The sequence below is a fragment of the Streptomyces sp. NPDC048383 genome (assembly GCF_040651775.1).
Taxonomy (GTDB): domain Bacteria; phylum Actinomycetota; class Actinomycetes; order Streptomycetales; family Streptomycetaceae; genus Streptomyces.
The window spans coordinates 571,518-591,755 of record NZ_JBEZKS010000001.1; the positions used below are offsets into that span (position 1 = coordinate 571,518).

Annotated in this window: 17 protein-coding genes; 9 read left to right on the forward strand and 8 right to left on the reverse strand. The window is 66.2% G+C overall.

The window, feature by feature from the left end; translation table 11 throughout:
• Positions 1-181 precede the first annotated feature (181 nt).
• Positions 182-514 (forward strand): hypothetical protein, encoded by a 333-nt coding sequence (locus tag AB0D46_RS02725; protein WP_362875419.1) that lies wholly within the window; start codon positions 182-184, stop codon positions 512-514.
• A gap of 148 nt (positions 515-662) precedes the next feature.
• On the opposite strand, the gene AB0D46_RS02730 is transcribed toward AB0D46_RS02725, so the two are convergent.
• Both AB0D46_RS02730 and AB0D46_RS02735 read right to left on the reverse strand, forming a co-directional pair.
• Entirely contained in the window at positions 663-1,076 is a 414-nt protein-coding gene (locus AB0D46_RS02730; RefSeq protein WP_362875420.1) for an NUDIX hydrolase, read from the reverse strand.
• Complete coding sequence (locus AB0D46_RS02735) at positions 1,073-1,732, reverse strand: NUDIX hydrolase (protein WP_362875421.1); 660 nt, start codon at positions 1,730-1,732, stop codon at positions 1,073-1,075. The genes AB0D46_RS02730 and AB0D46_RS02735 overlap by 4 nt, the downstream gene beginning before the upstream one ends.
• A gap of 404 nt (positions 1,733-2,136) precedes the next feature.
• On the opposite strand from AB0D46_RS02735, the gene AB0D46_RS02740 reads away from it, so the two are divergent.
• From AB0D46_RS02740 to AB0D46_RS02770, 7 genes are all read left to right on the forward strand, one after another.
• A complete protein-coding gene (locus AB0D46_RS02740; protein WP_267829344.1) occupies positions 2,137-2,646 on the forward strand; it encodes a nucleoside-diphosphate kinase in 510 nt (169 codons plus the stop codon).
• A gap of 80 nt (positions 2,647-2,726) precedes the next feature.
• Positions 2,727-3,026 (forward strand): hypothetical protein, encoded by a 300-nt coding sequence (locus tag AB0D46_RS02745; protein ID WP_008743055.1) that lies wholly within the window; start codon positions 2,727-2,729, stop codon positions 3,024-3,026.
• 150 nt (positions 3,027-3,176) lie between these two features.
• The gene (locus tag AB0D46_RS02750) at positions 3,177-3,761 is read left to right on the forward strand and encodes a CYTH domain-containing protein (RefSeq protein ID WP_362875422.1); all 585 of its coding nucleotides are present in this window, start codon (positions 3,177-3,179) and stop codon (positions 3,759-3,761) included.
• Positions 3,762-3,801: 40 nt separating this feature from the next.
• Positions 3,802-4,566, forward strand: coding sequence for a hypothetical protein (locus tag AB0D46_RS02755; RefSeq protein ID WP_362875423.1), 765 nt, complete (start codon positions 3,802-3,804; stop codon positions 4,564-4,566).
• A 2-nt stretch (positions 4,567-4,568) separates the two neighbouring features.
• On the forward strand, positions 4,569-5,963 hold the full coding sequence (locus tag AB0D46_RS02760; RefSeq protein WP_362875475.1) for a hypothetical protein: 1,395 nt from the start codon (positions 4,569-4,571) through the stop codon (positions 5,961-5,963).
• A 60-nt stretch (positions 5,964-6,023) separates the two neighbouring features.
• Entirely contained in the window at positions 6,024-6,761 is a 738-nt protein-coding gene (locus tag AB0D46_RS02765; protein WP_362875424.1) for a methyltransferase domain-containing protein, read from the forward strand.
• A 119-nt stretch (positions 6,762-6,880) separates the two neighbouring features.
• Complete coding sequence (locus tag AB0D46_RS02770) at positions 6,881-7,402, forward strand: ATP-binding protein (RefSeq protein ID WP_362875425.1); 522 nt, start codon at positions 6,881-6,883, stop codon at positions 7,400-7,402.
• 171 nt (positions 7,403-7,573) lie between these two features.
• On the opposite strand, the gene AB0D46_RS02775 is transcribed toward AB0D46_RS02770, so the two are convergent.
• From AB0D46_RS02775 to AB0D46_RS02795, 5 genes are all read right to left on the reverse strand, one after another.
• Positions 7,574-10,417 carry an RNaseH domain-containing protein gene (locus AB0D46_RS02775; RefSeq protein WP_362875426.1) on the reverse strand — a complete coding sequence of 948 codons (2,844 nt, stop codon included), beginning with the start codon at positions 10,415-10,417 and terminating at the stop codon, positions 7,574-7,576.
• 24 nt (positions 10,418-10,441) lie between these two features.
• A complete protein-coding gene (locus AB0D46_RS02780; RefSeq protein ID WP_362875427.1) occupies positions 10,442-13,762 on the reverse strand; it encodes a hypothetical protein in 3,321 nt (1,106 codons plus the stop codon).
• A gap of 5 nt (positions 13,763-13,767) precedes the next feature.
• Complete coding sequence (locus AB0D46_RS02785) at positions 13,768-15,012, reverse strand: hypothetical protein (protein ID WP_362875428.1); 1,245 nt, start codon at positions 15,010-15,012, stop codon at positions 13,768-13,770.
• Between the two features lie 60 nt (positions 15,013-15,072).
• Entirely contained in the window at positions 15,073-16,332 is a 1,260-nt protein-coding gene (locus AB0D46_RS02790) for a helix-turn-helix transcriptional regulator (RefSeq protein WP_362875429.1), read from the reverse strand.
• Positions 16,333-16,860: 528 nt separating this feature from the next.
• The gene (locus AB0D46_RS02795) at positions 16,861-18,123 is read right to left on the reverse strand and encodes a hypothetical protein (RefSeq protein WP_362875430.1); all 1,263 of its coding nucleotides are present in this window, start codon (positions 18,121-18,123) and stop codon (positions 16,861-16,863) included.
• A gap of 257 nt (positions 18,124-18,380) precedes the next feature.
• Between AB0D46_RS02795 and AB0D46_RS02800 the strand changes: the two genes are divergently transcribed.
• Positions 18,381-18,863, forward strand: coding sequence for an NUDIX hydrolase (locus AB0D46_RS02800; RefSeq protein ID WP_362875431.1), 483 nt, complete (start codon positions 18,381-18,383; stop codon positions 18,861-18,863).
• A 148-nt stretch (positions 18,864-19,011) separates the two neighbouring features.
• Here the strand turns inward: AB0D46_RS02800 and AB0D46_RS02805 are convergent, their stop codons facing one another.
• Positions 19,012-20,121: a DNA adenine methylase gene (locus AB0D46_RS02805; RefSeq protein ID WP_362875432.1), complete on the reverse strand. Its 1,110-nt coding sequence runs from the start codon at positions 20,119-20,121 to the stop codon at positions 19,012-19,014.
• Positions 20,122-20,238 lie beyond the last annotated feature (117 nt).

The window sequence follows — 20,238 nt, forward strand, 5'->3', positions numbered from 1 at the left end:
CGGCGATAGCCGGGACGAAGCGCACATGCAAAGCCGCTCGTGCGCGCCCGACAGGGCCGACAGATATAGCCGACGATCCCCGGTCAGCCAAACCGGGGATTCTCCAGACCATGGATACACCTACCCACCCCCTTCCTTAGGGAGCGCCTCCATGCCCGCAGCAACCCCTCGCCCTCACGTCATGGCCCTGCTGTTCGACACAGATTTCAAGCGTCCAGCGGATTCCCTCGTGTTCCGCCGCCTCGACGGGCGCTTCTTCACCGAGGAGGAACAGGCAATCGTTCGTAACGCCACGGTCGAAGAACTCCAGGCCGCAGGCGTCCACGTCGACAACCCCGAAGCCCAAGCCGAGGCAGAGGAAGCTGCGACCACATTGGCAGAGCTCCTACTCAAGTACGCCGTCAAGCACCACGGAACCCTCGCCGCCCTCATGACCGACGAAGACCTCATGGAGTACGACCGTTTGGGCGTCATCGTCGCTGCGGGAGCCGACAGGTTCCTCTCGCACGACTGAGCACAGGGGCAAGGCCCATGCAGGGACCTTGGACAGCGGGTGGGAGGCTCTCCCCGCCGCCGTCCGCTCTGCTCAGTGCAGCCCGAGCATGTTGCTCCGTCGGCGCGTCCGCTCCTGCGGTACGGATCTCGGCACCGGATGGTCGGCGTCAGCGATGAAGGGAGGCGTCCAAGTGTTCCTGCACCGGCTCGAACAGGCCGTACGGGACATAGTGAGGAATCTCGGCGTGGGCAACCCAAGCGAGTTCGGCCAGCTCGTCGGTGTCCGCGACGTGTGCGTGGCCGCCGATCACCTCGCAGGCGGTGTAGGACATCAACCGGCCGGTGGCGGGGTGGATCCGCTCGCCGAGCAGCTTCATCGCCTTCACGGTCAGGCCGGTCTCCTCCTGGGTTTCGCGTACGGCGGCGTCCTCGCGGGATTCGCCGGACTCGACCTCACCAGCAGGGAACTGCCAGGAGAGCTGACCCTCGCTGACCCGACGCCGGACCATGAGCACGCGGCCTTCGTGCACCACGATGGCTGCGGCGATGCCCGGTCGCTCCTCAGCGTTCTGCTGCGTCACGTCTGCTCCTCCAGGACGGCCAAGATGGGTGGGAAGATCGTATCGACGGGGATGAACCGGGTCAGCGAGTTTTTCGGAACCCACATGACGTCCACGTTCTCGACAGCGTCGGTGTTCGTGGCCTCGCCAGCCAGGTACTCGCACAGGAAGTAGTCGCACAGCACTCCGGTCACCGGGTGGAGGCGGCTCCCCAGGTGCTGGCGGACAGCGCAATGGACCCCGGTCTCGTCCAGGGTTTCCCGCACCGTGGTGGTCTCCGCCTTACCGCCGGGCTTGATCACACCGGCCGGGAACTGCCAGGTGATGCCAGAGGCGTCGTCGGCCCGTCGGCAGACAAGCAGGACCTGGTTGTCCCGGATCACCACGGCGATGGCGACCCGAAGGGCCTGGGCCCCTGCCGGCGAGGAGGCCGCCGGGGCTCGCTCGCCCGCGACCAGGAGAGCGAACCGCTGCCGTGCCGTCGACGCAGCCTGCTCGTGGGCGGAGTCGAGGAGCTGCTGCATCTCCTTGCGCGGCACGACGGCTGCGTCGGAGTGCCAGGTAGCGACGGTCCTGACGGCGATGCCGAGCTGGGCGGCGAACTGCTCGTTGGTAAGGCGTAGTGCGGCCTGCAGCAGGCACGCGTACCGCCCGCTCCAGCGCTCGATTACGTCCACGAGCCGCCCCTTCGTCGTCGCTGCTGTCGGTGCAGGAAGCTGCGCGCCGAAGATGCACTCCCACTGCACTGGCGCTTCATGGTCTCGCCGGTCAGGTCCCGGAAGAATCGGAGTCACCAGTCAGGGATCCTGCGGTGATCCTCTTAGCACCAAGGCCATTTGAGAGGCGCACTCACGCCGGACGAACACGAGGAGATTCTAGATGCGCACCCACTGCGGGTAACAGGGACGAGGAAGTTGGCTCGATACGGACCCTCAGCCGGCACGCTGGCAACACCGTTTGCGCGCCTTTCAGCTGGGTGCCGCTCCCACTCGTCCTGGCCACTCCGCCACCGCCGGTAATCTCGGCAAGTGACGGCTGATTGTCCGTCATCTCCGGTTGCTAGCAAGGCGAAAGGGAGCCAATGCCCGAGGATCAGGCACACACCGTCGAGCGCACGCTCGTCCTGCTCAAGCCCGATGCGCTGGCGCGTGGCCTGGCAGGGAGGATCATCACGCGGTTCGAGGATGCCGCACTGAAGATCATCGGAACCAAGATGAAGTGGATGGACGAGGAATTCACCCGCCGCCACTACTTCGACCTTGAAGAGAGGCTGGGGTCCGAGGTCTACAACGTCCTCGCCACGTTCATGCAGCAGGGACCGGTCATCGCACTGGTGCTGGAGGGCTATGACGCCGTCGCCACCGTTCGCAAGATCGTCGGCAGCACGTACCCGAACCAGGCCCCGGCCGGCACCGTACGCGGCGACTTCTCGCACTACAGCTCGGCGGCCAGCACCGCCACAGGCAAGGCGGTCGCGAACCTCGTGCACGCCTCCGGCAACGCGGAGGAGGCCAAGCAGGAAGTGGAGCTGTGGTTCGACAAGGACGAACTGCAGGACTACAAGACGCTCGCCGAGATCTACACCTATTAGCAGCGGGTTACGGCGTCACTGCGGCGACGCCGGTGCGTTGTTCACCACTGGGGCACGACCGTCTGATCTGAGAGGGCACCATGACCAACCAGACCCGCCTGGCGTCCGCCGACGAACTGGAGTCGATCTTCCAGCGCGAGCTGGTGACCGACCGGTGGGCAGCCACCGAGACCTCGTACGCCTTGGCGGTGCGATACCGCGACCTGGGCGACTGGCCCAAGTCACGTGAATGGGTCGAGCAGTGCCTGCGCCTTCTGGAGGGCTTCCCCAGCGAGACGGAGGAGCAGGTCGCCACCAGCCGCACGTCTGTGGGTGGCGTCCAGCTGCCGACCTACCTGCACTCGGGCGTCGTCCGGGACCGCTTCGGCGACCTGGGCTAACAGCTCAGTTGCACGACGGGGGATGCGGCCGGCCCGGCCGCATCCCCCCGCTCCTGACCATCAACTCCACGACACGCGACCCAACGGACAGGCCCCCTGCGGCCCGCTCCGAACGGCTTCGCCATGCCTGAAACGAGGAGGCAGCACCCCGTGCCCGTCGAGATCGAGATGCGAGCCCGCTTCACCAAGGAAGCCCACGACCAGCTGGTCGTCCGCCTGAAGGCAGACGGCGAGGACCTGGGCAACGACGACAAGCACATCTACTTCTACGTACTGCCCGACCAACTGCTGAAGGTCACCGACAACACGGCTGCCGGCACCGCCAAGATCACCCTCAAGGGCAGCAAGATCGGGCAGGGCGCCGCCTTCGCGGAGACCGAGTTCGAGATCTCCCCCGCCGATGTGCCCGCTGCGGTCCACATGTTCAACGCCCTCGGCTTCGAGACGGCCATGCACCAGGCATTCAACTTCCGTCACAACTTCCGCCTCGACGGTATCGAGATCGCGGTCAAGTGGAGCGAGGCGTGGGGCTACCACGCCGAGTTCGAGCTGCTGCTCGACGACGGCGCCTCGGACGCAGCACGAGACGAGGCACAGGCCAAGATCACGGATGTGGCCGCGAGCCTGGGCGTCACTCTGATGTCCGAGCAGGAGCTGGCCAACTTCACCGCCGCGTTCGAGGCCGCCGAGCAGGAGCGCAAGGAGCGCGAGCAGCAGGCCGCGCCCCTCAGGTAGGAGCACGTCACCGCGGAGACCACCAAGGGGGTGGGCACAGATGAGCACGACCCCAGCAACCGCAACCCTGATCGACCAGGCTGCCCGTCGGCAGCTGCCGCTCCACCAGTACATGGACCGGGCCACCGTCGAGTGGATCGAGGAGAACCGGCCCGACTTCACCCCGTCGGCGCCGCCGGCCTTGGCGCCGGCCGCGCGGACCCTGATCGAACAGTCCGCGTCGCCGGCCGCTTGGATGGCGACACCACGCCTGTACACCTCGATCCACGGTGTTCGCCACAGCATGCGCACGGCAGCGCTGGCCGCCGTACTCGCCGAGGCCCATGGGCTCGACGACGCCGACACGGCCACGGCGGTCGTGGCCGCGGCCGTCCACGACTGCCAGCGCCGTCACGACAAGGACGATCAGGGGCACGGCGCCCGAGCGGCCATCTGGCTCGCCGCCAACGCGGACACCGTCTGGGGGCACTTCGGCCTCACGGCCAGCCCCCGCCGGATCGTGCAGGCGGCGACCGCCGTCCGCCTGCACGACGTCCCGTACGACGCCTTCACCGCCGATGACTGGCACGACCACGCGAAGGCCGAGTCGGCGGCGGACATCCTGAAGGCCGCCGACGCCCTCGACCGATACCGGCTACCGAAGGCACCCTGGTGGCCGGACGCCCGGCAAGTCCGCGAGCCGGCCTTCGACCGGTACCGCGGCCTGGCCTTCGACCTGGTCCTCACCTCCGAGAAGGCCCACCTGGCAGGGGCCAGCAGCCCGGAGGCCGTCCGCTTCGCGCTGGCCCAGGCAGGGCTGGTGTGACCGTGGACTTCCTCGACGCCTACCACCTATGGGCCGATGCCCACGCCTTCTACGGCAGCGGCCTCGTCCCCAGCCCTGCCGACCCCGTCGACCCGCTCGCAGCCCAGTCCGCCGCATGGGACCAGCGCCTCGCGGAGGGCACCCCGAACGGCCACCTGCTGCGCCGCAACGCCCTGTTCGACACCCTGAGCGGCGAGGGCAAGCTGCACCTCCTCCACGTCACCCACGCACTGGAGGAGATCAACCAGGAGGGCATGCTCTACCCCTCCGGCGGCTGCCTCGTCGGAAGCATCTACTGCGCGCCGCTCACACCCACCGAGCAGGGCTTCCGCATGCACAACCTGGCCTCGTACGTCCTGACCAGGGAGGCACCGGCCTTCCTGGCCAAGCTCGGCATCACCGACCGCAGGCCCACCCCACTGATCATCGAGATCGACACGCCTCCGGAGTCGTACCGGGGGCTGGCTGGCATCGACTACCTCAGGCTGGGCCTCATCCATCTACAGATCTACAGCCACCTCGAGTACCTGCTCAGCAAGAACGAGCGGCACCAGCTCCGCGAGACCGTCGTGGCCCGGGTCAAGAACTCGGCCACCTTCCTCGCCACCGCGGCCGCCGTGGCCTACCAGGGCACAGCCATCGCCCCGGAAGCCTTCCTCCGGCAGCTCGACGAGACGATCCCCCGCCTGCCGATCCTCGGCTACCTCTACTTCGAAGCAGTGTCGGAGTACCTGATGCTCCACTCCACCTCACGCCACACCCGCCGCCTGGCGGAACTCGGGGAGCTGAACAACTGGCTCTACAAGGAGCTGCTGTTCGCCTCCTTCCCGGCCCTGTCCGGCAAGTTCGACCTCGCGAAGTTCCGCCCCCGGCCCGACGAGCTGGCTACGCTCCTCCGCCGTGTCGATCCCGCCATCGACCCCGAGCACGCCGCCACGTACCTCGTCGAGCGCATCAGCCACCTCGTGGCCGCAAGGCTCTTCACCCCCGGCGAGATCCCCGAAGCCTGGCACCACACCCGCTGGGAGTTCGAGGCCCTCGCCACCCAGCTCGGCCCGCTCCTGGGCCACCTCATCCACCGGGAACTGCGCACCTTCGGCCGCTACCCCGACTTCTACTTCTACTTCGACCAGTACAAGGCACTGCAAGCCTGGAACTACTGGAACCACATGGACATCGTCGCCCCGTTCAACGGCACGATGCCCAAGGGCGAGATCGGCATCAACCCGGCCTACCCCAACCTGGCCTACCGCATCTGGCGCGCCGAGCAGGACAACACCGGCCACCTCCACCCGGCCGAGGAGCTCTCCCTCACCATCGCCCCGCGCCTGGTGGACATCAAGTACACGCTGATGCGCAACAAGCAGTGGACCTCTCCGGCGCCCAGCGCCGCGTAGCCCTGCACCTCGCCCACAGCACCACCTCACCCAGACCCCTTCATGATCAGGAGCCCTGTCATGAGCAACTCCGGCATGCCCTCGGTCAACCTCCTCGGCGAGCAGATCGCCTCCCTCCTCGACGACTCGGCCACCACCCACGGGCTGGCCCGCGGCCTCCGCGCCGCCGCCCGCGAGATCGAACTCCACCGCTACCACCACACCAGCCGGCGGGCCTGGCCCAACGGCCGCATCGACAACAAGCCCGCCAAGGTCCAGATCGGCGGCGGCGCCCACCGGATCGACGGCTTCTTCAACATCGACGCCGTCCCGCCGGCCGACCTCCTCTGGGACGTCCGCGAGGGCATCCCCCTGCACGACAGCACCGCCCAGACGCTGTTCTCCGAGCACTTCCTGGAGCACATCGACTACCCGCGCTCGGCCAAGCAGTACGCCAGCGAAGCACACCGCGTCCTGGCGCCTGGCGGCCGGATCATCACAGGCGTCCCCGACGCCGTCTTCGCCCTCAGCCGCTACCCCGGCCCCCTCGACACCTCCGCCGAGATGATCGAGCGCTGGTACGCCAAGCGGACCTGCCTCGGCGACATCAACACCCAGCTCGACCTCGTCAACCTCGTCCTCCGCGACCAGGACGACGACCCCAAGTACACCCAGCACCTGTGGGCCTACGACCACGAGAAGCTCGTCCAACTCTTCACCGAGGCCGGCTTCACCACCGTCGAGCCGTGGACCTTCGACCCCACCATGGCCAACCCGAAGCGCCGCTGGGGCAGCGTCTACGTGATCGCGACGAAGTAGCCCACGAAACCCGGAGGTCCCTTGGGCGGCGCTGGTCCCGCCGCCCAAGGGCTGCCTCCCCGCCTGCCATCCACGGCACACCGCGCACCACCCTGCCCCGCGCTGAGGGAGCCACCCGCATGAGCCAGACCCTCCCGCCCGTCAGCGATCTCATGCTCGCGGCCACACCCAACGCCGTTGCCTGGGCTCGTCGGCACACGGTGGACATCCTTCGAACCTGGAGCTTCCCGACCGAAGGAACCGAGGTTGCCCGCCTCCTCGTCTCGGAGCTCGCCACCAATGCCATCCGCCACGCACGCCCACCAGGCACCGCAGCCACCGACCCGGCAGTTCCCGGCACGATCCTGCTGAGGATGTGGCCGACCAACGGAGGGATAGTTCTACTCGTCGGCGACAACGACCCACAGCTGCCAGTGCCCCGCAGGCCAAGCAACAGCGCAACCGGAGGCCGCGGCCTCCTCCTTACCGCAGCTATGGCCAGCCGATGGGGCTACTACTCCCGGCACCCGCACCCCGGGAAGTTCGTCTGGGCCGAGATCCCCGCCCGGCCAGAAGAGGCTCTCGGTGATCAGCGTAGAGGCCAGCAGGAGACAACCCCGCTTCTACTCGGACAGGTCCTGACAGCGCTCCGCGAGCTCTAGGCATGGCGCACTCCGACGGGCCCAACGGGGGTGCGCAGCGAGCGACAGCAGCAAGCACATTCCTTTGGAGCCAGCGCCTCTGCCGGTCCTGGACCCTATGCGGCGTGCACAGCCGGGTGGGAGCGGTAATAAGGAACTCGGTGAAGCCGCCCCTTGCAAGCCTTAGTACTTCTACTCCTCGGTTCCCTCGGCACTAACGTCCTCGATACCGAGTTCCGGGTTCAGCTTCTCCTCAGGCGCGGCCGTGCGTCGGTACTGCGGGTGGTCGAGGTCCATCTGCTTCGCGGCGTGCAGGGGGACCGGGAAACGGGAGCGGCCGTCCCAGAACTGGCTCTGGTGACAAAGCTTCGCCGTGGTGATGGCGAGTGCTTCCTCAGACACTCCGGCAGCGCAGGCGAGCGGATAGATTTCGCTGGCCGTCATGGAGTACCAGTTCTGCGGCATCTCTCCCTTGCGGCGGTCCTCCTTCTTATCGGAGAAGACGGATGCCTTGGCATCCCAACGCGTGTACTTCGAGCCCAACCGGCCCGCTCCGTCCCCGTCGAAGGCTCGCGGGACGTTGCAAAGGATCCATGCAGGTGCGCCAAAGTCCGTGGTGACCTGGTAGAGCGTGGTCGCCGTGTCCTGCTCCACCGGCTCGCTGTCCTTGGCCTTGACAAAGCGGGTGGTGCTCACCGGCTGCGGCACTTCATCGCTGTCGATGTTGATGCGGATGACGGCCTGCGGCCTGTCATCGCGGCTCAGCGTGGTGCCGGGGAGCCAGTAGCGGCTGTTGCCGTCACCGGGCGAGCCTCCCTGTCGCATGTTCTGCAGCCCGTCCCACATCCGTCGGGACGCCAGCTCGTCCACGGTGACGACGTACGGAGTACCGTCGAGTTCGTCGGCGAGGTCGGCGAGGGCTCGTTCGACGGTCTCGGCCGCGTCATCCCAGCGCTGCCGGTAGGTCTTCTTATCGCCCGTTCCCTCCGGGTAGGCGCTGGCGTGGAAGGCCGGCTGGGCGAAGTGGTAGGGCTGCCACTCGGGCCGGGTAGAGCTCCACCCGAGCATGGTCCAGATGCCACCGGTGGCTTGCGGAGGCACGAGGGCGGACGCGGTGATGACGACCTTGGGCTGGCCGAACTCACCCTTGCGCCTGTTCTGCTGCCGTACGTGGATGCCAACGTGCGCGATGCGGTCGACCGGGTACCCCGACTTCTCCGGCCGTAGGGCGTCCGCAATGCGGTCGTCGACGATGCCGAGTGACCGGTAGAGGTCGAGAAGGGCCATCTCGGCGGGGTGGTCCTTAGCCTTGGGCTTGAAGACAACGCCCCTCTCGTCTTGGCCACGGAGGTACTGGGTGGGGACACCGAGGTCTCCGAAGATGTTCCTGGTCTGTGGCTTGGCGTCGAGTTCGTCCAAACTGATCCCCACATATTCCTCAGCCACTGCCGACGTGGGAATCTCGGTCTCGCACCATGCCGCGACAAGCACCCCGTTCCGGGAGCGGATCGGTGCGCCGGTGGCTGCCAGTGCGTCCCTGCGTCCGCCGGAGGGGCCGGGCTTGAGAAAGGCCGGAGCGTAGTGGAATTCTGCGACGATCTGGTCGCCGTGCAGCGGGAGTTCCTGGCCGTTCTCCCGATCGAGTCCTTCTGGGTTGAGGTCGAAGCTCTTACAGAAGGTGTCGAGCATCCGGAGCCGGGTGTCGTCCCGGTACCAGAGGCAGACGATGCGCAGCTTCTTGAAGCCGGCGGCCTCGACTGAGGCGGAGATGGATTCTGGGGTCGGGAAAAGGGTGCCGCGCTTACGGATCGGACCCAGTGTCTTGGGCTCCGGATGTGACTCGCGCTCTGCCTTGCGGCGGAGGTATTCCGTCTTCGAGATGTTCTCAGGGTCGGTCGGCCGGTGCGGCAGGCTCATCCGTACCTCACGTGCCTCCAACGGCACGGCGTCGGTGTCGAAGACCTTGGTGAAGTGCTGGTACAGGAGCCGCAGGTGCTGCATGCCGGTACCGGTGCCTACGGGGAAGGAGAAATTCTTCGGCAGGATGGGCCACACCTGGCCGGGGTGCTTGCTGGCGAAACGGGGCAGTTCCCTTCCCTCTGCTTTCGCCTTTGCCACGTCGGCGAGCAGCTTCTGCTCCGCCTGCGACCGCTCATCGATAGCACGCAGGATGGAGTAATCCATCTCCAGGCGGCCGAGAGCCTGCAGCGCAAGGCGGTTGATGGTGCGAGCACCTCCGCGGCCGTTGAGGCTGACCTCAAGGAGCGGGTGGTTCTTGCCGGGCTGCTCGGCGAGGGCGGTGTTGGAGAAGACCAGGGAGGACGAGATCCGGGTTACCCGTGATGTCAGCAGCAGTACGGGGTTGGAGACGTTGGGCAGCGTCTTCAGGTTGAGAGCTGTTCGGGAGAGGGCGTAGCGACCGCCCTGCTCGTTCGTCCAGGGGTCGTCGAAGGCGACCAGGCCGCCGGTGGTGTCGGGCCGCAGCTTGACGGTCCGGCTGTCGGAGATGGCCCAGGGCTCGGTGGCGAGCGGCTGGGAGAGCTGCCAGGCAACTGTGCGGTAGAGCCAGTTGGGGGCCGTGGGCTGAGCGTTCTTCGTGGTCTGGAGGTAGGTGGCTAGCGAGTACGTGTGTTCAGGGGTGTCAGCGAACCGCTTGGCGAGCTCGGGAGGAGCGGTGAGGTCGATGGTGCTGACGTCCTGCCCCAGGGCGAGGTGATAGGCGAGGGTGAACACACGGCGAAGCAGCTTGTCGTCGAGGGGTTGGAGGGAGGCGAGGAACGGGGCGCGGCGGTCGGGTTCGAAGTACACGTAGCCGCCGCTGGTCATGTTGAGGACCGTGGTGGCGATGGAGTAGGGGGCCTGGGCCGAGTCGTTCCTGAACTTCTTCTTGCAGAGCCTGTCGAAGTCGTCCCAGAGCTTCCAGGTCGCCTCGTCGAAGTGGCGCACGTGGACTGCGGCGTCGCCGACCAGCTCCGGGGTGCATCGGAAGGCGAGGGTGTTCAGGTACTTGCCGGGTTCACGGTCCTGCTGGGTCACGTGTCCTCTTCCGTCTCTGCTCGCTCAGTTGCCCGGGAGGCCGGTGTCGTGGGGTTCGATGCCGGCGTAGGAGAGGAAGGCGTTGAGTGCCTCCCCATACAGGTCGTTCATGCGCTGCTTCACCTCCGGCGCCCATTGGGAATGAATGCGCTTGAGGACGGTTTCCAGGTCGGCGCTCCAGGTGTCCTCGTGGAAGGCGTAGTCGACCATGTGCAGCACGGCTTCGGTGCCGCCGCGGCGGGCGCGGCCAGCAAGCTGGATGAGGTCGACAATCATGCCAGCGACGACTTCCTCCTGGAGGGATTTGTGCATTGCCGTGAACTGTGGAGCGGTACGTAGTAGAAGTGCGAGACGGTCCCAGGCGGCATCCCTGGCCTTAGTCAGGGCCTGCGAGGGGAGCGGGTTGCCGCCCGTCGGCAGGGCTCGCAGTCCGGCGGCGTTGATGCTTCCGTACATCTCGGCGGGGTCGTTGAGCAGGGCGAGGGGGCGCACGCACAGGTAGACGGAGCGGACCGCTGAGCGGGTGCCCTTGACGATGTTGAGTCCTCGGGCGATCAGCGACAACGGCACGACCAGGATCTTCCCGTGTCGAGGGAAGTCCTCGAACTCCTCGGCGGTCAGCCGTACGGCCACGTTCTCTCGGGGTAGCTCGGGGTTGGGGCTGTGGAGGTCTTCGGCCCTGACCGCCAGGCAGAGCCCTCCGTCGTAGCGCCCAGCCCGGGCGATGCCGCGGGCGAGCCAGGCGCACTGCTCGTAGGAGTTGGCGACGACCAGGACGTGTGCCCGGTCCGGGTCCTTGACGGCGGTGCGTTCGAGCTCGCGGTGGATGTACTGGTCGTACAGGTTGCTGCCCAGCTCGATGAGAGCGTCCTTCTTACGGCTGGGGTGGGTGCCGGAGACCTTGATGGGGTCACCGAAGAGAGGGTGGCCCTCGCCGTAGTCGATCCGGTGCTTCCGGGCCCGGATGGACTTAGCCTGGGCGTCGGTCATCCACCAGCGCACCGGGGCATGCAGGTGTTCACGTACCGCTTGGGGAAAGTATGCGGTGGCCGACAGCCCGATCACCGGCCGCTCGACGCCGGCCAGGATAAGCGAAACGATGCCGCCCAGTTCGGCGGTGAAGGTGTGCGGGTCGCCGGCGATGGTCTGGGCGACCAGGGAGGCGTTCTTCTCTTTATCGTCCAGACCGGTGACACGGTAGCCGGTGATCGCTCGCCCCAGCATGCCGAGTGGCAGAACGGAGGCGACGGCGCCGGACTGCAGATCCTTGGACATCCTCTGGGCCGAGCGCAGACCGGAGGAGCGGTAGTCGTGGGCCTTCTCCTGGAGGGCCGAGAGCGCCTCGTCCAGCTCGATCAGGGCGGTTCTGGTGACCAGCAGGTTGATCGCCTGTGTCCGCTGGTGAGGGTCCTTGACGGCGTCCCCGAGGAGTCGGTGGAGTTCGAGCTTGACTGCATCCAGCAGGTGTTCGCCACGGGGCGCCACCAGCGCGCTGAGCTCGCTCCTTACCTCGTGCCAGTCGGGTTCGAGCAGGCTCGGCTGCCCGCTGAGCGGGTCGAGGCGCTGGTAGCGGGCGGGCATGAGCGCGTTGAGCCGCTGGAAGTACTCGACAGGGATGTCTGCCCTGTCCTCCGATGCGGTTTCCGGCCACAGCAGTCGCAGGAGGGTGCGGTCCCGTCCGCGGGCTAGGTGCCAGCGAGTGCTGGTCTGGTCGGGGATGCGCGCCTGGGCGCGGTCGTCCTCGGTGGCGTGCAGGCTGAGAGCGTTCTTGCAGATGCTCAGCAGCAGGAACTCAGCCATGAGCCGGACATGGCTGACGGCAGGCAGCAAGCTGTGCTCGTCGTCGATGCGCAGCCGCTTGGCGTCGGTGTCCATCTCCTGGGGCGCTGCCGACCAGTGCCGGCGTGAGTGCAAGACGATCTCACTGGCACACTTGTCCACGGCTCGAGACTGGAACTGGTCGACCTCGTCGATCGCCACCGCGTGGCAGGTACGCAAGGCGAACTCGGCTGCGGTCATGCTGCGAACGGGTCGACCGTCCAGATTGACGCCGATCTTCAGGTGGCCTTGCATGAAGACGTAGTGGTTCATGATGACGACGTTGGCGGTGGCCGCCTCGTAGACGGGGGTGTACTTCCCGCAGGTGGGGATCCAAGGGCAGGCTGCCGACCCGACGCCCTGTCGGTGCAGCGACAAGCACGGTTCGCGTCCGGGCGGGTAGTCGCCGGTGGATTCAAGGAACGTCCTCTGGGCACATCCGTATGCCAGGGGATCGATGTCACGTTCGGCTCGTTCGCCCCACTCCCCCGGCGTGTCGACAGACTCGTTGATCAGCGAGGCGAGCTTGAGAGCGCGGTCGTGCATCCCGGAGGACGACATCAGGTGCGCGCACGTACGTTCCTGCTCGATGCTCCCGGAACGGTGCAGGTGATCCAGGTCTTCGCGCACATTCCAGGTCATGGCCAGGCACGCCTTGATATCCGGCAAGACGATAGCGATACGCCGGTCAGTGGCAGCGAACCAGGCCGCCATCACGCGGACCAGGACACTCTTGCCGGTACCGGTGGGTGCATTGAAGATCTCCATGCCGCCGGCAGCCAGCGACAGGGCCTCCTCGGGGGACACCGCGTCCGAGGTCTTCAGGACCTTGAACAGCCGCACAAGAGTGCTGTGCAGGTAGCGCTTGCTCTCCGGGAAGCGCAGGTCGATCTCTTCTGCCAAGCACAGCAGTTCCGGCGTGGGGATGCGCAAGTCGGCCTGGTACGGCACGGTCGAGACGCTAGGCAGACTGTCGTGGCCGAGCGCCTCTGTGAACTGGGGGTAGGTGGGGATCTGCAGCCGGCCGTGGACCTGGCCCACGTTCTTGACGAAGATCTCCCGGGTAAGCCACGTCCCCGGTCCGGCAAACTCCGGAGGCTTGCTGCGGGCGCTGGGGCGTCGGAACCGGCTGGTCATACGGTCGACGTAGCCCAGAGGATCACCGCCGAGCCTGGGGAACGCGGAATCCGCAGTGAAGGGGTCGGTGCCCACGAGCTCGAAGGGGCCCATCGCCGGGACGCTGCTGGTTCCGTCCGCGGTAAGCGGTGACAACAGGGTGCGCGCCGCTACCGAGAATGTGCGGACGTCGGCGAGTTCGCCAGGGGCGATGGAGCAGACCATGGCGATGCGCTGCCTCTCGTCGTGAGGCAGGTCCTTCCACCGGTCCCAAGCCCGGTACTTCCCCGAGACCAGCGATGCCGCCTCGGCGAACGGGGCCGCAGTGCGAGAGTCCCCGTCGACAGACGTGGGAAAGTAGTGGGCCGCGAGGGCCAGCGCCGTGTAGACGGCGGTCTCTGCGATCGGCACATCACTCATGTCCAGCTCACCCCAGCCTTCTCGCAGACCATCTCGCCGAACTCGGAGGCCGCAGCCACCCGCATGCCGTACTTCTCGCACACCCCCGACAGCAGCGGGACCTGGCGGGCACGGTAGTCAGGCACCACCAGCCACTCGGCTCCACCGCGGTCGCCGTCCTGGGCATGGATCAGCTTGGCCAGCGTCGCCGCCGAGGTGTAGTCCTTCACGTCAACCTTGAACGGCACCTTCTTGCCCCGCTTGGGGCCGGCCTCGACCAGCAGGTCGTAAGCATCGAGCCCTGGCCACAGCCTCACCTTGAGGCCGCGATCAACCAGCCGGTCGTACAGGGACAGCTCAGGAAGTCCAGGAACGGTCGTGTACCGCCAAATCCCCCGGCTGACGGCCTTGTGCCCAGCGACGGGCACAGCCAGCGGGATGTCCCCGAGGTCCGGATACAGGACTGCCTCACGGCCACTCGGCCGGGCCGGCGACGGTTCGGGTAGCAACTCGGGGGCACTGGGATTCGTGGTCGGCCGAAACAGGTAGGAGGCTCCCATGTCCGCGTGCGGAGCGTGCCAGCAACGGACTGCTCCTACCAGAGTGCCGGTGTTCTTCCGCAGGACGATCCGCATCGGCCACCGGCATACAGGGCACGGGAACCACCAGCCCTCGAACTGTGAGTTGTAGGGAATCTCCCGGTAGAAGTCCGCGACCAACGGGGGCAGCCGTAGCTCGCAAAGGTCGTCCACGGCACCGGCAGGAGAACGGATCAGGTCCGACCGTCCAGCTTCGTAGACGGCCTGGTCACCCTGCTTGTACAGCAGCGTGAACGCGGTCTCCTGGTCGATCTCCGCCTGAAGCTCCCTGTCGCTCACTACCCCCGCGGTCGTATCGAGCTTCCGCAGCGTGTGCAGCAGCATCTGCTGCTCAAGATCGAGATCGAAGGCGTCCTCCGTCACCTGCCCATCCCGGTCTACGACCAGCAACCCTTCCAGGTCGAGCGGATCCACACTGTCGGGCAGCAGGGCAGCCAGATTCTCTCCGAGCGCGCGGCGGAACTCCCCGAACGGCAGAAGAATTCCCGGGCCACGCGCCGCATGCAGCGCTCCGTGGCACTCCATCAGGGTTGCCAGCCGCTGCTGCGGTTCAAGTCCGGGCCCGGTCATCGCCTTTGCAGCACGTAGAGCGGCCCGGGTTACCAGGTAGCGAACACGGACATCGCCAAGTTCTTGCGCGCCGTTCTCCGTTGAACTCGTCACAGCCATGGAGCGTAAGCGGCGCCTCTGACAATCGGGCCTCCAAAGGAGGAAAGGCGCGAACTATGGTGCGTCACCCGCGATTGCTTCGAGTCCTGTGGTAATGACACTCGGATAGAGATCTCGGTAGACGTGCAGGTACTCCGCTACATGGCGCAGGCCGAGCTGGGTCAGCCGCCAGCGGTACTCCGAGACGTGTGTCCCTCCCGGTGCCATGACTGGGACGGAGTCCACGAAGCCACGGCTCGGCTGTGCTCCGGATCTGCCCCGGTAGCCCACTCCGATGAAGAACAATGAGCGGCCGGCTAGTTGGTCGTCCTCCAGGCCAGCAGGCTCTGCGGAAGCAACACGGGCAACGACGCCCCATAGCCACTCCGAAAGCAGGTGGGGCGCAGGATCCGGCTCACGCGGTTCACCAAGCCCCGCACGGGCGGCAGCCCTGCCACGCCTGGTGATCTCCACCAGTACCCGTCCAACCTCCCCGACAGCAGGGTGGTCAACGGAATCCTCACTGACCACCAACAGCCCCCGACGCTCTAGAGCGTGCACCGTCGAACCCGCGCCGGGATCGTGAACGCCACGCTGGCGAAGTCGCTCCTGCAACCGGGTGTATCCGACAACGGACGGAGCGGCCCTCAGGGCTAGAGGCAGTCGGCGCCACTCAGCGGCCTTGGGCACCGGCAGCCGCTGAAGCCGCCGCATCCACATCTCGGTCGCGGTCATCCGGTCGTCCCGCATGACCTCACCCAGGTAGACCTGCTGACGCTCGTTCAACGAATCCCATGTTGTCAGCGCGGCCTTCGAAGGTGCCTGCTTGGCTTTGTCCGATAGCACTGGAGCGGGGTCTTCCGGCCTGGTGCGCAGCCACGCGTCAAGGACCATGCGCACCGGAACTCCGTACGCCCTGGCCAGGGGACCGATCAGGCGCCCCGTCGCCTCGGGGTCCTGCCAGTGCCGCCCAGTGACCTGTCCCCCGCTCTCCAGCACAGAGACCTTCGGCGCGGACACGCGCAGCTCCCTCCCCGCAGGCGTGGTCTTGAGCAGTTCGGCGACGCGCTCCAAGGTCAGCCCGGCGGCGTACCTGAGATCGACCAACGTCTCCTGACCACGCGGGGCACCGGTGAGCGCCTCTACTTTGCATCTGAGCGCGGTCGCCAACTGCTCCAGGCGCCGCGAGGTGGGGGTGTGACGACCTTCCTCGTAGAAGAAGATCATCCGAGTCGAAACGCCGGCTTGGGCAGCTAGGGCGGCTCGGGAGAGTCCCAGCTCGACGCGTCGAGCCCTCAGACGTACCGGATCGACTGTGCGCAACGGCGATGGCATGCCTTCTATGGAAGTCGCATGAAGACTTCATTGCAATGGTGCCGCTCCAACCACAGCGACGCCGTCCGCCTTGGTCCGGACGGCACCACCGGGTACGCCCTCGCCCTTCATTCCTCCGGCACGATGACGCTGCAGGGCGTGAGCGCGATCATCCTGACCGTCGCAGCCGCCTCGTCTGCGGCCCGGACTCGATCTCCTCGGCGGTGCGACCAGCCAGCAGGCTTTGGTACTCTCGGCTGGCATCGGCCAGATTGGGTCCGTGGGCCTGCCTATCCTGGTCTCATTCGCCCCTGTCCGGCCCCGTCCGGGCGGGGCCAACTTGAGCACTCAGACGCAGGTCAGAACCCACCTGATCGTCGCCGTACGCCCAGGCGAACATTTGGAAAGCGTGTTGGGGGGCACCCCCTCACGAGTTTGAATCTCGCATCTTCCGCACTCGCCCACGAGGGCAAACGAAGGACCCGACCGCGTCCCAGTCGAGTCCTTCGTCGTTCCGTGGTCGCAGTTGCCTCCGCTGCGGCTTCGGAGCTATCGGTCGTTGAGGACGGCGCGGCACACGCCACAGAACATGGCGGCGTCCCGCCCGTACCTGCGCATCAGCTGGCCGCACTCGGTGCACGGTCCGAGCTCCCACGGTGGGCAGCCCAGCGCGGCGGAGGCAGCGGTCCGCTCGACGGCAGTGATCAGCATCGGGTTCCCGGACCGGTGAGCTGGCATCCGGGGGAGGGTGAAGCCGCCGGTGGGCTGGCCAAGATCGCGGATGGGCCGGGCGTCGCTGACGAACCAGCCCTCCTCGCCGGCCCGGCATGCCCGGTCTAGCCCCTGCTCGGCGAAGGTGATCTCGTCGTCGCCCTCCTGCACGGGGGCATCAGGGAGAGGCTCCTTCTCACCGATCAGCTCCCGCCACCGCTCGCAGTCAGCCGACGGCACCCACATGTGCCGTCCAGCCCGGCCGCTGCCGCGGTTGGGGACGTACACCGGCACGCTCTCCCCCGTAGCGCTCTCCAGTACGAGGTCTTCGAGGTGGACCGCCTTCTTCTCCGGCTCGCACAGGGCGGGCACGAACCAGTCGGAGTGAACGCCGTCGCAATGACCGGCGCCGTCGGACAGAAGACAGTGCCGGTTGCTGCTGGGTACGCACTTCCACACCTGGAGATGGCGGTACCCGCCGCGGATCACCATCTCCTTGCCTCCGGCGATGTCCTTCCACGGCATGTCGTCCACGCGGGCCCAGGGCGCGCGGTCGATCAAGGAGGCTGTGCGGTCCTTGGCCACCCACAGGGGGGTGATGTCGTGCTGCACGGCGTTGACCGAGCGGCGGTGCACGCTGCTGGGGCTGAGGTGGTGGTACTGGATCTCCCAGCCGATCCGTATGCCACCAGGGCCGGTGACGAGGGCGTCGGAGATGCTCCGCCGGTTCGCCGTGGGCACCTCCGCTTCGGCGCCCAAGCCGCAGCGCGAGGCGGTCTCGACGACACGCTCCTTCGTGGCCTTGTGCTGCTCACTCTCCGCCGGTGTCGCCTTGTGCGTGATCGGCAGGTGCGAGGCGACGAGTGGCCGCCGGCCTCCGACGCGGCCTCGTCGGATGAACATCCACGGAGACTTGCCGCCCGTCTCCGACAGGCATTCGCGCCCGTCGTGGTGAGCGAGGCATTCGAGTAGGTGCGGACTGCGGTCGGCGATGCTCGCGGTGATCTCCCGCAGCAGATCGGGACGCCCCGGATGACCGAGGTCGGGTAGGGACAGATTGATCTCTATGCCATATCCGGTGTGCCACACGCCATTGGCCATCCGTCCACGATAGAAGCGACCACTGACACTCCAACAGATGGCGTATTCAAGGCCGTTGACTTCCTGGGGCCGAACCGGTGAAGCCCTGGCCGTCCCGCTAGAAACCGAATAGGTCGCGCCCGAACAGGTCTGCCACCACTACATGAGCCGAGAGCTGGTCATCGGCTGGAGACGCGGTACCAGAGGCCGGCCGTCCCATCCAGTGGTCGGTCTGGCCCGCAGGATCCGCATCGTGGCAGGCGGCTACAGTCCAAGCCGTGAGCGAGAACGAGCACGAAGCGAAGATGGCCCACCCCCGTATGGCGGCCGGCGCTCTCTTCTTCGACGAAGCTGATCGAGTCCTCCTCGTCGAGCCGTCGTACAAGGACTACCGAGACCTTCCCGGCGGATACGTCGAACAGGGCGAGTCGCCCCGGCAGGCCTGTGTGCGCGAAGTCCACGAGGAACTGGGTATCAAGCCCCACATCGGCCGCCTCCTCGTCGTCGACTGGGCGCCGAACCAGGGAGAGGGGGACAAGGTCCTCTACCTCTTCGACGGCGGCCGCCTAAGCGCAGACGACCGCCAACAGATCGCACTCCAAGCGGACGAGCTCCGTGGCTACGACTTCCACGGCGCCAAGCAGGTGCCAGACCTCACCATCCCCCGCCTCGCGCGCCGAATCGCCGCTGGCATCGAGGCCCGAACGAACGGCCTGACCGCCTACCTGGAACACGGTCAGTCCCCGGAAACAGGGACCTGATCACAACTGTGCTTCGACGCCCCCACCAGCCAGGCAGTCGCCATCTGGGCTGAGAAGAGACATGGTCCCCGAGACTTAGCGCGCGTGACGATGGACCGGACCGGTGAGGCGAGCTGGTCGGGTATGAGCCCGTGCCGACTACCTGCGGCTACCCGTCAGAACCAGCCGACATGTCACCGACGGGGCGGAAGTCGGAATTCTGCGGGACTGTTGCGGGTGGAAGCGTAGTGACCAGCAATTCATCAGCGGCACCACGCCCTTGACGGGCCGAAGCCGTGTACCGGAGTGAAACAAGTCTCTTCGAGATCCTCCACTCCTTGACACCAAGGGTCTCTTTCTCCGTAATGCTCGGCGTCATCCTATCGCCAGCATAAAGCCAGGGGCTTGAGAGAAGCTGTGGCTTGGCATCGTAGGAGAGAACCCATCGAAACTGCATTCTATTGCGCAGATATTCCGCCAGTCGATAGTGGGGAAAATGGTCAGACCAGTTCAAGTCGTCTACGGGCGATGGCGGATAGCCCGCCTGGGAATAGAATGACCTCTGGTAGAGCTTCTCGGACTTCTCGATGTACGGAGGGTCAAGATATGCCACCACCTGGTCAGGGATTAGATCTGCATGCCATTCTGGAACATCTGCCAGAGTGTCTTTCCAGTCCTTGCACCAGACATCCACAAGGCGGTTCGTGTCGTATAGATGCCCTACGTAACGAATGCGCTCAGATAGAGGTTCGATATTAAACCGGCAGCCTATCCCGTACTGGGATTCTTGCTTCCGTCCGCCAATTGGGCCGGCGCTGCCATGGAGAATTCCCGAGAAGGTGGTCCGGTTGAGAAATAGACACTTGACCGCGGTTTCAAACCGCGCGGTCGCCTCTCCCATTCCAGGATTTGGTGTCCAGGCTCGCCAGTAATCCCATCGATCGAGTGCAGTCGATCCACCAAGGCTGACATACCGACCATGCTCTTCGGTCATTCGATCGATAAAGTTCTCTGTATCTGAAGCGGCCACTTGCCAAAACGCGGCAACCAGAGGATCCGCGTCTGCTAGAAGAATACGATTGACGATTCCGGAGCCGACTAGACGCAGGGATGTGGAGGCGCCTCCGGCGAATGGCTCAACGAGGAGATCGACCTTCCGGATCTGAGATGAATTCTTCGCCGACTCGATGAGATTGCCGATCAGGCTGGAAAGGCCCGTCTTTGCGCCGGGGTATCTGAGTGGAGTCTGGTACCTTCCCTGGGCCAAAGGGTGAGACATATCTTTAACGTGCAACCCGGCCCTCGGTGCATCCCCAATGCTCCGCGGAGCATTGGGAATGGCTGCCAGGCGTAGGGGGACGTGCGAAGGCTGGACATGCCGCGTCGACCAGGCCGT

What these genes read in the sequence shown, in the direction of transcription:
- AB0D46_RS02725 (WP_362875419.1), top strand. Translation starts at nt 182, where the DNA reads ATGGCCCTGCTGTTCGACACAGATTTCAAGCGTCCAGCGGATTCCCTC.
- AB0D46_RS02740 (WP_267829344.1), top strand. Translation starts at nt 2,137, where the DNA reads ATGCCCGAGGATCAGGCACACACCGTCGAGCGCACGCTCGTCCTGCTC.
- AB0D46_RS02745 (WP_008743055.1), top strand. Translation starts at nt 2,727, where the DNA reads ATGACCAACCAGACCCGCCTGGCGTCCGCCGACGAACTGGAGTCGATC.
- AB0D46_RS02755 (WP_362875423.1), top strand. Translation starts at nt 3,802, where the DNA reads ATGAGCACGACCCCAGCAACCGCAACCCTGATCGACCAGGCTGCCCGT.
- AB0D46_RS02765 (WP_362875424.1), top strand. Translation starts at nt 6,024, where the DNA reads ATGAGCAACTCCGGCATGCCCTCGGTCAACCTCCTCGGCGAGCAGATC.
- AB0D46_RS02770 (WP_362875425.1), top strand. Translation starts at nt 6,881, where the DNA reads ATGAGCCAGACCCTCCCGCCCGTCAGCGATCTCATGCTCGCGGCCACA.
- AB0D46_RS02790 (WP_362875429.1), bottom strand. Translation starts at nt 16,332, where the DNA reads ATGCCATCGCCGTTGCGCACAGTCGATCCGGTACGTCTGAGGGCTCGA.
- AB0D46_RS02795 (WP_362875430.1), bottom strand. Translation starts at nt 18,123, where the DNA reads ATGGCCAATGGCGTGTGGCACACCGGATATGGCATAGAGATCAATCTG.
- AB0D46_RS02805 (WP_362875432.1), bottom strand. Translation starts at nt 20,121, where the DNA reads ATGTCTCACCCTTTGGCCCAGGGAAGGTACCAGACTCCACTCAGATAC.